Source organism: Pantoea sp. LMR881 (assembly GCF_027157825.1).
GTDB lineage: Bacteria > Pseudomonadota > Gammaproteobacteria > Enterobacterales > Enterobacteriaceae > Pantoea > Pantoea haifensis.
In genome coordinates this window covers 99,421-113,126 of the sequence record NZ_JAPVOK010000002.1, presented here as the reverse complement: position 1 = coordinate 113,126, position 13,706 = coordinate 99,421, and the positions used below count along the sequence as shown (strand labels likewise).

Sequence of the window (13,706 nt, the reverse complement as noted above, 5' to 3'; positions counted from 1 at the left end):
GGCGGGGGTTGGTGGAGGCATCCGGCGCGCTGAGGAAAGAGCGCAGGCCAGGATGAGCCGACAGGACGTCGGCGAGAGGCCGGAACGCGCCAGGGACTGGCAAGTCCGGGCGGTCCGTCAGGCCGCAGCGAGAGACGAAGGTACAGCAGAGGCTGCCGGGCGCGGGGATTGTCAAGGGGGCCGCGACGCCCCCTTGACACGTCCGCCTGCACGGAGGTGCTGAAACTGCCGCACGCCTGGCGGGCGGAACCTGCACGGAGCGTGTTTACCCGCACGGAGTGTGTTTACCCGCACGGCGGGCGGAACCTGCCCAGAGTGTATTTACCCGCACGGCGGGCGGAACCCGCACAAAGTGTGTTTACCCGCACGGCGGGCGGAACCTGCCCAGAGTGTGTTTACCCGCCTGGCGTGCGGAACCTGCACGGAGCGTGTTTACCCGCACGGCGGGCGGAACCTGCCCAGAGTGTGTTTACCCGCACGGCGGGCGGAACCCTCACGGAGTGTGTTTCCCCGCCTGGCGGTCGGAACCTGCACGGAGTGCAGGCGACAGGCGCCCGTCCTGGGCGCACTTTAGCGGTTGTCGGCCGCATACCGACTCGTCTACACCGTCGGCGTACGGCTTCGTTTCATCGCGATAAGCGTCGGGAATATAAACAGTGATTGCCCCAACCCGCGATTGGTCAAAGACCACACCGCGATGGAACAAAGAGAACAGATCCCGACAATGACCAGCGGATAGAAACAGGCCCACATAAAGGAAAACCAGGCTTGCTCAAACAGATGATGACGCTGAGCAAACAGAATGGCGGACATGCCAAAAAACTCAATAAAGATGCGATGAATAACATATATTTGCAGCGTGTTACGGCCAATCCAGTTCATAAAAGACATATTAAAATGCTCATTCAACCAGCGGCAGGCGGCAACACTGACTAATACAGCAATAATGCACATGAAAAGACTTCTGTCGAGGCCAAATATGACATGAATGCCTGCCAATGCCACTAGCATTGCCCAGGGACAGCATTCTCACGACGCCATTCACTTAACCGGAGCATGGTGGTGCTGAAAAAAGCCCCCAGCAAGAAGAACAGGAAATATTGCGCTACACTTTGCGGCCCCCAGTAAGGAATGATTTTTTCTACAGCCAGATAATTCAGGACGACTGCTGCAATGATTAACGCCATTTTATATTGGCGGAAAAACTTCGCACACAGAAAATAGAGGGCTAATCCATATAAATACCATGACGTACTCATAGCCATAAAAGTCAATTTCAGAAATTCAAACAGCGAGCCAGCATAAGCTGCATTTAAGTTTTGTGAAATACGCTGCCCCGTAATTTCAGTTGATATGCCGACTATCGACCACCACTGAATGAATCCCCATAAAATATAGAGATAAAACAGGTTAGTAATGCGACTGGTAAACACTTGTTTCCAGGGTTTATTCAGAATACCGTTAGCCGCCAGCAGGCCTGAAACAAAGAAAAATGCTGGCATTCTCAGTGGCGACAGAACCGTATTGAATTGCACCCAAATTTCAGCAGGGATCCATCCCGCAGAGAGATATTTTAGCGTTCCTTCAAATCCAGGCAGCACAGTGTGATAGAGTACCACCAGTAATATACAGGCGCCTTTCAGGGTGTTAACCCATAATATTTCATCTGACTTGGTATTATTCATTAGTCGACTCCCGCTGTGTAGGTCACATTTTTTAACAGGCAAATGCGAGGAAATTAATCTGGCTTTTATGGTTATCAATCGATTATTCGCCTTTGAATGACATCTGAATGTAGCGAAAATCTTAAAACACTTAGCCTGGCCCTGTAACAGACATTTATTTACCTCAGCAGGATTTTCTTTACATTTAAAAAAAAAAAAAGATGTGACTGTTAATTAGACGATAAAATCAAAATGCCGGCGTGACTTATTGAGCAACAGCGCAAATTAAATAAGATAATGCTAAGGCCTGCGTGACCAGAATAAAGTTGACTAAAAAGAAAAATATTGTCAAATGTGGCAAAACGTTTAACGCGTCAGATAAATATGTGTTAAATGACCATTAGTTAATTTAATTTGATAAACAAACGAAAATTAATGGTGCTGATAATAATCCTGACGCGGCGCTATTATCATTTTTTATTACTGTTTTTAGCCGGTATCGGCAAATAAGCCCTGCATAACCTGTACCACAGGTGAGCAGTGAGTTCGCGATAAGTGATGGAAAATGCTAATCGTTACAGCCCTGACTGGCAAAAACAGCGCAGTTTTAAAGAAAAACGCCTTCAGCGATGAAGGCGAGAGGATTACTGATTGAGGAATTTTTCAAGGAACTGACGGGTGCGGGCCTGCTGTGGATTACTGAACAACGCTTTGGCTGCGCCCTGTTCAACAATGCGTCCCTGATCCATGAAAATAGCCCGATCGGCGACATCGCGAGCAAAGCTCATCTCATGGGTAACGATCACCATGGTGCGTTTCTCTTCAGCCAGTGCGCGAATCGTATTCAGCACTTCACCGACTAATTCAGGATCCAGCGCAGAAGTAGGTTCATCAAACAGAATGACTTCAGGACGCATAGCCAGTGCGCGAGCAATAGCGACACGCTGCTGCTGCCCGCCCGAAAGACGACGCGGATAGCTCTCTTCTTTACCCTGCAATCCCACTTTTTCCAGCAATTCACGGGCACGGGCTATCGCTTCTGCTTTCGGCTCGCCTTTAACAATCACCGGGCCTTCAATGATATTTTCCAGCACCGAGCGATGCGGGAACAGATTGAAGCTCTGGAAAACAAAGCCAACCTGCTGTCGCAAGCGACGCACCTGCTCTTTTTGTTTGCCCTGCGCCAGTGTGGCGTCGATGGTGATATCACCGACTTTAATCTGGCCGCTGTCGGGTACTTCGAGTAAGTTTATGCTACGCAGTAAGGTGGTTTTACCTGAGCCGCTGGGACCAATAATGGCGACCACTTCACCTGAGGCAACCTCAAGATCAATGCCGTGCAACACGGTTTGTCCGTTGAAGGCTTTAACCAGTTTGCTCACTTCAATGGCGCTCATTTCGACTCCCGATCCTGACGATTAACGTGATTTTCCAGGCGATTTTGCAGTGCTGACAACACGGTTGCCATTACCCAGTAAATCAGTGAAGCCGCCAGATACATCGTAAAAACCTCCAGCGTACGTGAGGTAATCAGCTGCGCCTGACGAAACAGTTCCGGCACCTGAATGGTTGCCGCCAGCGATGTATCTTTGACCAGGCTGATAAAACTGTTTCCCAGCGGCGGCAAGGCGGTGCGTGCTGCCTGCGGTAAAATGACCCGACGCAGCGTTTGCCAGCGTGTCATACCGATACTGGCGGCAGCTTCCCATTGTCCGCGTTCAATGGCTGATATCGCGCCACGCAGCGATTCCGACGCGTAGGCCGCGGTATTAAGCGACAGGCCAATCATTGCGGAAGGAATCGGATCCAGCTCAATACCAAACTGAGGCAGGCCGTAATAGATCATGAACAGTTGAGCAATCAGCGGCGTGCCGCGAAAAATCGAGACATAGATACGCGACAGCCAGCTAACCGGCCAAAAATGCGACAGACGCATTAATGCCAGGATGAAGCCCAGCACCAGGCCGAAAAACATCCCGCCGATGCTGAGCTGCAACGTAAACAACGCGCCTTTAAGTAAAAAAGGTGCTGAATCCAGCACCAGTTGGAGGCTTTCCTGCATTATTTAGTTACGTCCGCGCCAAACCATTTTTCAGACAGCTTGCTGAGCGAACCGTCTTTCTGCATATCCGCGATGGCCTGATTAATTGCCTTCAGCAAATCGTCATTGCCTTTACGCAGCGCCACCCCGGATTCCAGACGGGAAAAGGCATTGCCTGCCACCGCCATGGTATTGCCGGTTTTTTTCACCAGATCCAGCGCAGCCAGTCGATCAACTAAAATGGCATCGAGACGGCCTGAGCGCAGATCCTGATATTTAGTAGGATCGTCGTCATAAGTACGGATATCGACGCCCTTCACGTTGTCACGTAACCATTGCTCGTAGTTAGAACCCAGCCCTACACCCACTTTTTTGCCTGATAAATCTTCGGGCTTAGTGATGGCGCCGGCTTTGGCTTTCATGGTCAGCGCCTGAACCCCAGAAATGGTGTATGGCGTTGAGAAATCATATTTCTTTTTACGTTCATCGGAGATGGTGACCTGATTGATCACAACATCGATACGTTTTGAATCCAGTGAGGCCAGCATGCCGTCCCATTTAGTGGGTTTCAGATTCGCTTTCACCCCTAAATGTTGTGCTAACTGCTGAGCAAACTCCACTTCGAAGCCGGTAAGTTTGCCGTTTTCGTCCTGATAGCTAAATGGCGGATAAGTGCCTTCCAGTCCCACCAGCAGTGTGCCGCGCTCTTTCACTTTGCTCAAAAGATTTTCAGCAGCGAATGTTTTAACGTTAAAACCCGCGATCAGTGCCATCGCCATAACGCCCATCGCCAGCTGGCGACGTACACGAGAAAAGACCATATTCACCCCAATTTTTAGTGTCTGTTGTGTTTGCGACTGCGACGCTAAACCGCAGCCGTGTGTAGCGTAATAACTGATGAATTATAAACTGTTTTTTAACGACCTATCAGACCGAAGGATGATAAGCAAATAATGCCGGCGCACCGCCGGTATGAATAAACAACAATGGACCTTCACGGCGAAAACGGTGTTGACTGATACCGTCCAGCAATCCTGCCATCGCTTTGCCGGTATAAACCGGATCAAGGAAGATACCTTCAAGGCGAGCCAGCAGTTTGACCGCTTCCATGCCCTCTTCATTTGGTTCGCCATAGCGCGGCGCAAAGTAGTCATCCCACAGCGTAACGGGTGCCGTTGCACTGACTTCCAGCTGCGAGGCCAGTGACGTACGAATCCGTTCAACGACAGGCAACTGGGCATCGGCCTTACGCGAAACGGTTACGCCAATAAGGTCGGTATCAGGAAGAAGCTGCTCCAGCCCGACCGCCAGGCCAGCATGAGTTCCGGCACTTCCGGAGGCCACAATCACGGCGGCAAAATCTACAACCCCTTCACTTTGGTGCGCAATTTCCTGGGCGCACTCTACGTAGCCCAGCGCACCGAGTGCATTAGAGCCGCCAACGGGCACAACATAGGGGCGAAATCCCTGCGCTTCAAGGCGTGTTGCCTGTTCAGCCAGTTGCTCAGCAGGATTGTTTAAGGCATCAACCATGATGATTTCAACATCCATATAATCCAGTAACAGGCGATTGCCGTTGCTGAGATAATTTTCTGATGCAGTGCCAAGAGGATTTTCTAACAGCGCAACGCACTTCAGGCCAAGTTTCGCTGCAACAGCTGCCGTCTGGCGGACATGGTTTGACTGAATGGCACCGGCAGTAAGCAGTACATCTGCACCTTCTCGCAGCGCATCAGCGGCCAGAAATTCCAGTTTGCGTAGCTTGTTTCCGCCCATAGCAACTGGCGTGACATCGTCACGTTTTATAAAAATATCCCGGCCAAGAAAATCGGAAAGACGAGGAAGATGCTCAAGCGGGGTTGGTGCGCCCAGCAATTCCAGACGAGGAAACTGATGCAAGAGATGTAAAGACAATGCTGCCTCCAGGGCAATTCACAATTATCTTTATAGTGTTGCAGAAGATAGGAAAAGGATCACCTGGATTTCCTTTTATGGGGTTGTGCCTTGCCTGACGTTAATGCCCGCTGTCCCCGACCACGGTCTTCCCCCATAAAGGGAAAAGCTGAGGTGGGGGACAGCGCGCACTCAATCAAACGGCCTGCTTCCCACTTTTCAGTTTTGCTGCCAACCTAAAAACTGATCGTACTTACGCAGCGCGATGCGGTAGTTATTATTTCCCGCATCCGGCAAATCATCTTCCAGACAAGCGTGCCAGCTATTGCCACGCAACCTGTCTGCCGGAAAATTCTTTGCTTTCAGCATGTCGTCCAGTCGACGCAGCCGCACCACATATTCACGAATCGTGCTGGGGCTCATCTCAGTCTGTTCGAACAAATACTGTTTAAACGCCATAATGTCGAAATAATTTGGATGAGTATTGCAAAAAATGTCGCTACAAAAACGACATAACGCGGTCAGTTCGGGCTGAAGTTTCAGCCACAATTGCTCATCAATCATTTGGTCCATCCGTGCGATGGCCTCTTTATTGATGATCTGGCCGCGAAAAACGAGCGCCATACGATCTAATACCTTGCCACAATGCGAACAGTTGCTTTGGCTGTGTTTGTAGTCTTTAAGGTAACGACTTAACGGTCTGGCTTTGGTTTTGGCTCCCATTGCTGAGTCCCCGGTTTTTTATATTTTTGGATCGCCAGGAACTGAGTCTGTCAGCGCGCTCCCGTTAACCGGGCACGCAAGCGTTTAATCGCCTGACTGTGCAGCTGGCTGACCCGGGATTCTCCCACGTCTAGCACCGCGCCAATCTCTTTCAGGTTCAGTTCTTCCTGGTAGTACAGTGTCAACACCATCTTTTCACGATCGGGTAACGCTTCGATCGCTTCAATGACGCGTTCACGCAGACTCCCTTCCATCAACTGATGAAGCGGGTTAGCCTCTTCATGGCCTTCCGTCACCAGCTCCGCACTGTCGCCGTGTTCTTCCCGATACTCGTCGTAGGAGAAAAGCTGGCTGTTATTGGTGTCCAGCAAAATCTGCCGGTACTCTTCCATCGAAACATTCAACTGCTGAGCCACTTCCTGCTCAGTGGCAGCACGCCCCAACGTCTGTTCCACTCGATGCATAGCACCAGCCACTTCGCGTGCGTTACGACGAACGCTGCGTGGTGCCCAGTCTCTGCTACGAAGCTCATCCAGCATTGCGCCACGAATGCGCTGCACAGCGTAAGTAGTAAAGGCAGTACCCTGAAGCGCATCGTAACGCTCCACAGCATTTAACAAACCAATGCCACCTGCTTGCAGCAAGTCATCAAGCTCAACGCTGGCTGGCAAACGTACCTGTAGACGCAGCGCCTCATGCCGCACCAGAGGAACGTAACGTTGCCAGAGCGAATGCTTGTCCATCACGCCATCGGCGGTATAGAGATCGTTCACGTTGACTACCCTGCGTTAATGAAGTTATCGGCATGATTATCCGATTCTGTAGGGTTATCGATTGGCAGAATAGGCGGGGTAAATCGAGGTTATTTCAAATTTGTCATGTCAGAGAGCGCAACAATCTGCTCCCTGACATCCATCATTTATGCCGGTCCAGCAGCCTTTGCCGCGTGGCTGGTGGCACTTTGTCCCACAATGCACAGACCTCTCCATCCAGGGCCTGATAAAAGGAACTCACGCTTTCCTGAGTCTCACTATCGGGATGAAATAACACCCGTCCCGATTCTCCATCAATATTTATCAAGCGGTTAATGAATAAACGCTGCAGATCGCTTCGCAAGAACAGGCCATTATCGGCGCTGTTGTCCGCTAAAAAACCCTCTTCGTTTTCACGTAAATCGATATGACAGGCCTCTACCCATGGCCAGTTATGACGATCGGTAAGGCGCGTTCCGGTGATAACACAGCCGCCATATCGCGCGGTGAGAGCTGCAATAAACTCTGCCTGGCTGGCGCGTTGCAATACATTTATTTTCACGCGGCGCCCCACTTGCGTGCCCGCCATAACCGCGGTAGGGACTTTGAGCTGAGGCGTACTTAACACCACGATATATTGAATACGCCGCGACTGGGCAAAGCAAGGATGAGATTGCGGATCAAACAGTTGCCAGTATTCCTGCTCTTGATCCTGGCGCATTAACACCAGCTTGTAGCCGCGACTGCTCAGCAGATTTTGTGCCGCAGCGGAATGCGGGTCGATCATTGCATACACCCGACTCTCTCCCACGACCTGCCAGGTATTCTCTTTTTTATTCCGCTGACTGCGGCGAAAATAGAGGAAGGTTTGCTGTTTTTCGAGGTAATGCTCGAAACGACGCAAATAGTTTTTACGTTCATTGTCGTTAGCAATGAACAGCAAATCCTCCAGCGGGCTGTTGCTCTCTTCATGCGCGAATACCGCGCGGATTTTTAACGTGCGAAAGCTGGTACTGGGGCTTAACAGCGCACGCGCCGTTAACTCCTTATCCTCGGGATATTTTTGTGCATAACGTGAGGCTATCTCTTCAAAGGTCAGCTGCTCACCCGGTAACAAGTCATAATTGAAGCGCATAGACACTCCATAAATGGATCAAATGTAAAGTTGTTCTGAATAGGTTATCGGCAGGGGGAAAAAGAACTGTAACGGGCGAGTTACTTTTTTGAGGTATAGGGTAGCAGGCGGAACGCTCATTTTCGCCAGTATGCAATTTCAATTAATCTGAGAAAGGAACACCGACTGCGTGAATATTATATATATGGCAGTAATAGCAATAGTTACCCATTATGTGCAGATGCACTGAGGGCCATAACATACTTTTTCCTGCCACGAAACATTCACCCCCTCGCATAAATTTCAATGAAGCATTTTAACCCCTCGCTTTAATATAAGAAAAATTATGAATACAGTTAATTATTGCAACCCAATTAAATTGGTACACTTCTGCGCCTTGATAGTTCTGCAAGCACAAAAACAATAGCTATCTTAGGCTTAATGGTATAATTATTAATGACTCTTTTTCAGTTAGGTAGTAACATCATAAAGTAGCACCTAAACCTTTATACTTACAGCAATATAATTTTTCATGGTATCGAAATATTGAAAAACCATTAAATTTTTCATTTAATATCTTTTCCATTACTATGGGTAAAGTTAGTACAAGTCAAATTCATGAGTCGCAACCCTTAATGGAGAGTTTCTCGGAATTTTATGAGCCCGCATTATTATTTCATTCATTAGCATGAGGTAAGATTCAGATAGTAATAAAAACGTGGCCTCTGGTCGATGTAAAATTAAAGTGTTTAAGATTTGATACGGACTTTTTCCAAACGCAGTTGCGTAAAACAGGCAATGCTCAATGATGCCCGATTCGACCGTAGTACAGAGGATATAAAATGATCTTCATTTATGAAAGCAAGCTTTTATGTCATTGAACTTACCAAGGCTTAATGAAATATAGTTATTATACAGTATATTCATAACTATTGGATAAAATATCTAAATCCATTCAACTTACGATTACGATCTACTTTTTTCAAATAATTACCCCTACACGGCACCTCTGTGATTTTCTTGCAAATAAACATCCAATTTCTAAAAGAATAGTTTTTATTTTTCCGACACTAGAGTGTGCGTATAGTCCAGTTCTATGCTACGAAATAAACCATAATAAATGCCCTTTAAATATATTAAAGAGCATATGGTTAATAGCCTTACTGATTATTACTCTTATGCACTTCTTTCAAAAAGATATGTTGCTGTTGCGTTAAAACGTTTCGTTGCGGCATAACGAAATTTTGCTAAAAAATGAGACACCTCATCAAACTCTAATTTTGAAGCAGCTTCCACATATATTACAGGGCTATGCTGTTCAAGTGTCTTTATTGCCCCGCGCAAAACTTCCATTTCCATCCCTTCAACGTCAATTTTGATGACAGATATTGAATTCTTCGGCTCATTTTCCATTAGAGAATCTAATGTAGATATTTTTATCTCGCCACCTGCATTAATTTCCAACTTAGTCATGCCGATGTTTTTATGATCTACCACACCGAGACTTGCCATGGTTTCATAACTACCCAACCCCATTTTGAATGCTGTAACCTTTTCATTTAAATTATTTAAAGAAATATTTTTGCAGAGCGTATCATATACTTCAGTTTGGGGTTCAAAAGACAGTACCTTTCCAGCCCCACAAAACAAACCAAAATAAACGGAGTGATTGCCAATATTTGCACCTATGTCAATGATAGTAGAGCCAAGCTTAGACCGTGTCGCGATATCTGATAACATTTCTGGCTCATAAAAACATTTATTTCCTTTAATTACATTTTGGATAAAATCGAGTTCGTTAGGCAAATACATACAGACCAATTTATCGGTATAAGAAAAGGAGAAAAGATTGTCAATTGAGAATACTTTATTAACTGATTCATTGCCTTCCTCAAAGTTGAAGCCATAATGTGAAATCATCTTCCTGATATTATTATCATTCCCTCCGCTTAATAAATTTTCGCGCCATAGAGCATTCTCTGCCGTTCCTTCCCACTCGAGAATCTCCATTTTCTCTCCAACAACTTTAAATCTAACTCCCTTCAAACGGCACATCCAGAAAAGCCAAATATCATCAGTATTAGGAGATAGCTCCGCAAAAATATTTTCGTTAATCACATCGTGATGAAAGCAATGTGGTGGATATAATGTCCCAGCCCCCGATGTGGGGAAATTCATTCCAGAAATATCTGATGCGTTAGTATATTGCCAATTCCATTTTTTATAGGGAATTGGCATTGAATCTTTACCAAGAAGAATTTTATGCGCCCGGTGCGCAACTACTGTTTTATAATCACCATCCCACGCGGTTATCAATTTCTCTAACCAATCGGATCGATAATATAAATCATCGTCTGCAGTTACAATAAAAGCGTTTGGCTCTTCAATTAACATAGGAACGATTTTCTTATACGATTTTATATCCTTGAAATATTTTATTTCCACCCCTTTCGTTTTGAACAAAAGAACGCTTTCAGGAACTAAAGAACGTTCAGAATCAGCAAGCCATAGGACAATCCTATCGGCTTTAATCGACTGATTTAACAAACAATCCAATGTTAAATGAAGCGTCGAAAAACGCTTATGATAAGATGTTAAGCTAATAATTAGTTTTTGCGGCAAAGGATGTTTTTTTACTTTGTTAGCATTTAAAATAGCACCACTATGACCCGTCACACATTGACTAGCATAAAATTTAGCACGTGCTGTTGAACTTCTTTGCAAAACATCCGTAGCGGCATCATGCAAGCAATATCCAGCATGGAGAATAAACGCTAACTTCTCACGTTGTGCTGCACTCAACTCAGCCCTGCGCTCTTTTCCAATTATAAATAGCGCCTGAGCGGCTATCATTTGCGACGATGGCAATGATTTACCACCCTCAATTTCAATGGGGTTGGCATATTCAATATTGATGAATGAGTGAAACTCCAGGCCAAACTTGCTCAACTGGAGGCTAATGTCGCTAAATGAAAGCTGCCCGAGATGTGTTTCGATAAATCGATAATATACGTCTACAAATAAACATGAGCTTAAGGTTCTGCTGCCATAGGCAAACAGATCGCTAAGATTAAATCTGTTATCTAATACTAACCATTCAAGGCTATTGAGACCGTGTATTTCATCCAGCTTAATTGAAGGTGCTGAAAGTGTAGTTAATACTTTTTGAGGATACCAATCCTTTTCATGCGAAGTAAGCCTAAGTGCAGGTAAATCACTGCTGTATTCTGAGCCTAAACACATATACAGTTGGCGGTCGTTTCCGTCACCCAGCATTTGCATTTGGATATGTTGTAGCGAATTTCTTTTTAAGGGTAAATGTTTATCTTCAACAATACCAAGCGGATCGAAAATTATGGCAAATGTGCCATTCATCGCTATTAATGACTTAAAACGTTCGTTACGTGCGAGATGGCCACCATAATCGACCATCATTACTTTACCCTCAAGGTTAAAAGCAAAATCGGCGCTATAGTCGCTTGTCGTTACTGCATCCCCTACAGGGGGAATATCAAGAAGAACAGCATCATCTTCATCCTTGAAATAAAGAGATCCTTCTTCGTTAAAAGATAAAGACTGTGGTAACTTTCCTTCACAATAACGCTGCCATACTGCCCGCATTGCATCTGAGAAATGACGGGCGAAACGTTCGCCATCACAAACAGGAGAAGCGAGCAAAATTTCGCGTAAATGTTGACGAATTAACGAAAGACTCGCCAGATCTTGCGTAAGATCAAAAGCAATTTTGCGATAATGCGTCCAGTCGTCAGCAACCAGCTCAGGCATTCCGGCATGTACAAGGTGAGAAGCAGAGTGACGACCAGCAAACGTTGGGCCTGGCAGTGTTATGACAGGTACGCCCATTACCATCGCTTCACACGTGGTTAAACCGCCAGAATAAGGCCAGGGGTCCAAAGCAATGTCAACTCTATTATAGCTTTCCAGCAGCTCCTTATGCGGTGAAGCGCCTTCCAGAATAACCCTTTCGCGCGCTACGCCGTGGTGTTCTAAGGTGCTTAACACACGCTCGCAGAGTGAGGCATCTTTGAAATTGAAGCTTTTCAAAAACAGGTGTGAATTTGGTACGTCATTTAGTAAAACAGCCCATTGCGACAATAATTCATCGCTGATTTTTGACGCATTATTAAAGCAGCCAAAAGTGATGTAACCATTTTTTTCTGATGGCAGCGAACTTACTAATGGCAGATATCCAGGCGGATCATAGCAAATATAGTCCACCGGTAAGCGAATCAGCTTTTCCGTATAGAGATTATCGACATCAAGCGGTGTTTCAATAGTATCACTCAGTAGATAATCCATACCCTCTAATCCCGTACTACTGATCAGTCCGCCCACCCATTTAATCATAACAGGTGCGGGCTGAAGTCGTAATGTTTGCATTCGACTGTTGGAATTGTAACCGTTTAAATCAAAAAGAATGTCAATTTCATCTTCACGTATCATCATGTTCAGCTCTGTATCCGAAAGCTCCTCAACCTGAGTCCACTTTTCGGTTATTCGCTGAATACGTTGTGTAATCTGATCACTTATTGCCGTTGTACTGTAAGCATAAAATTCAATTTCTGAAGGGACAACATGAGATAACCCAATAGAGATCATCATGCCCACAGGATGCGACCTGAAACCATCGGATATCATGCCGATACGTATTTTTTTATTTTTAGCCTTGTTTAAAGCTGATGCACGTTCAATGGGAAGAAGTGGTTTGAATACGCGTTGCCACTCAGTGCAGCGTTCTTTAATTATTTGCGCCGTAGTTGCTGGATCATAATGTGAGCTAACAATATGGTTAAAATAAGGCAAAGGATTATGATTGGTTAATTTTTTTGCCTGTGAATAAGCTTCATGCATTTTATCAAACAGAGCCAGTTCTTGGTAAATGAGAGCCAGATGATTTCTGTAAGACCATTTTTTTGGCTCGATCGCGATAAGCTCTTCAAAGCATGCTATCGACTCAGTATATTTTTTTTGTTTATGTAAGATATTGGCGAGCAGTAATTTTACAGGTAAAGCATGTGTAGGGTTTAATGATGAAATTGCCTGTCTGGCAAAAATTTCAGCTTCATCAAAACGTTCCTGCGCGTAAAACAACCCTGCTTTGGAATATAGCGATTTACGATGGTTAGCATGTAAACTTAACGCCTTATCGAAATTTTTCTCTGCCGAGATAAAATCTCCAAGCTTATGATGAGCGCGACCAGCTAATTCCCATAAATCCGCATTAGAAGGATCTTTATCGATGAGTTTACTGACTTCTGCTAAAGCAGCTCGTGGCTTCTTATCAAGAAGTTCAAGAAGCTGTTTACTGAGCTGATCGCCTGTATTTTGGCGGAGATGAGATTGTGCGATTCTGGAACGGGCAGATGTTTTTTTCATATTTGTACTTTTCCTCAATGAAATACGATAGCCGCACTGCACTCAGAACGCAGCTACTGTCAGTTATCATCATTCTAAAAAATACAAAAAAAAATAACGGGCAAAGTACCCGTTATTTTTAC

The 13,706-nt window shown here is 45.7% G+C and carries 8 protein-coding genes and 1 pseudogene; all 9 read right to left on the bottom strand.

Annotated features, from left to right (window positions below; translation table 11 throughout):
- Window positions 1–600 precede the first annotated feature (600 nt).
- A pseudogene (locus tag O3W44_RS02190) lies at window positions 601–1,685 on the bottom strand (acyltransferase family protein).
- Window positions 1,686–2,308: 623 nt separating this feature from the next.
- Window positions 2,309–3,061, bottom strand: a complete 753-nt coding sequence (gene tcyN / locus O3W44_RS02185; protein WP_269291820.1) for an L-cystine ABC transporter ATP-binding protein TcyN — start codon at window positions 3,059–3,061, stop codon at window positions 2,309–2,311.
- Window positions 3,058–3,726 (bottom strand): cystine ABC transporter permease, encoded by a 669-nt coding sequence (gene tcyL / locus O3W44_RS02180; protein ID WP_269291819.1) that lies wholly within the window; start codon window positions 3,724–3,726, stop codon window positions 3,058–3,060. The genes tcyN and tcyL overlap by 4 nt, the downstream gene beginning before the upstream one ends.
- The gene (tcyJ, locus tag O3W44_RS02175) at window positions 3,726–4,526 is read right to left on the bottom strand and encodes a cystine ABC transporter substrate-binding protein (protein ID WP_269291818.1); all 801 of its coding nucleotides are present in this window, start codon (window positions 4,524–4,526) and stop codon (window positions 3,726–3,728) included. The genes tcyL and tcyJ overlap by 1 nt, the downstream gene beginning before the upstream one ends.
- Before the next feature lie 106 nt (window positions 4,527–4,632).
- Window positions 4,633–5,619 (bottom strand): D-cysteine desulfhydrase, encoded by a 987-nt coding sequence (locus O3W44_RS02170; RefSeq protein ID WP_269291817.1) that lies wholly within the window; start codon window positions 5,617–5,619, stop codon window positions 4,633–4,635.
- A gap of 198 nt (window positions 5,620–5,817) precedes the next feature.
- On the bottom strand, window positions 5,818–6,321 hold the full coding sequence (gene fliZ / locus O3W44_RS02165; protein ID WP_269291816.1) for a flagella biosynthesis regulatory protein FliZ: 504 nt from the start codon (window positions 6,319–6,321) through the stop codon (window positions 5,818–5,820).
- Between the two features lie 50 nt (window positions 6,322–6,371).
- Window positions 6,372–7,094 carry an RNA polymerase sigma factor FliA gene (locus O3W44_RS02160; RefSeq protein ID WP_269291815.1) on the bottom strand — a complete coding sequence of 241 codons (723 nt, stop codon included), beginning with the start codon at window positions 7,092–7,094 and terminating at the stop codon, window positions 6,372–6,374.
- 142 nt (window positions 7,095–7,236) lie between these two features.
- A complete protein-coding gene (locus O3W44_RS02155; protein WP_269291814.1) occupies window positions 7,237–8,208 on the bottom strand; it encodes an HNH endonuclease signature motif containing protein in 972 nt (323 codons plus the stop codon).
- A 1,155-nt stretch (window positions 8,209–9,363) separates the two neighbouring features.
- Entirely contained in the window at window positions 9,364–13,584 is a 4,221-nt protein-coding gene (locus tag O3W44_RS02150) for an FkbM family methyltransferase (RefSeq protein ID WP_269291813.1), read from the bottom strand.
- Window positions 13,585–13,706 lie beyond the last annotated feature (122 nt).

Excerpts from the sequence above, each read along its gene's own strand:
- tcyN (WP_269291820.1), bottom strand. The coding sequence starts at position 3,061 with ATGAGCGCCATTGAAGTGAGCAAACTGGTTAAAGCCTTCAACGGACAA.
- tcyL (WP_269291819.1), bottom strand. The coding sequence starts at position 3,726 with ATGCAGGAAAGCCTCCAACTGGTGCTGGATTCAGCACCTTTTTTACTT.
- tcyJ (WP_269291818.1), bottom strand. The coding sequence starts at position 4,526 with ATGGTCTTTTCTCGTGTACGTCGCCAGCTGGCGATGGGCGTTATGGCG.
- fliZ (WP_269291816.1), bottom strand. The coding sequence starts at position 6,321 with ATGGGAGCCAAAACCAAAGCCAGACCGTTAAGTCGTTACCTTAAAGAC.
- O3W44_RS02155 (WP_269291814.1), bottom strand. The coding sequence starts at position 8,208 with ATGCGCTTCAATTATGACTTGTTACCGGGTGAGCAGCTGACCTTTGAA.
- O3W44_RS02150 (WP_269291813.1), bottom strand. The coding sequence starts at position 13,584 with ATGAAAAAAACATCTGCCCGTTCCAGAATCGCACAATCTCATCTCCGC.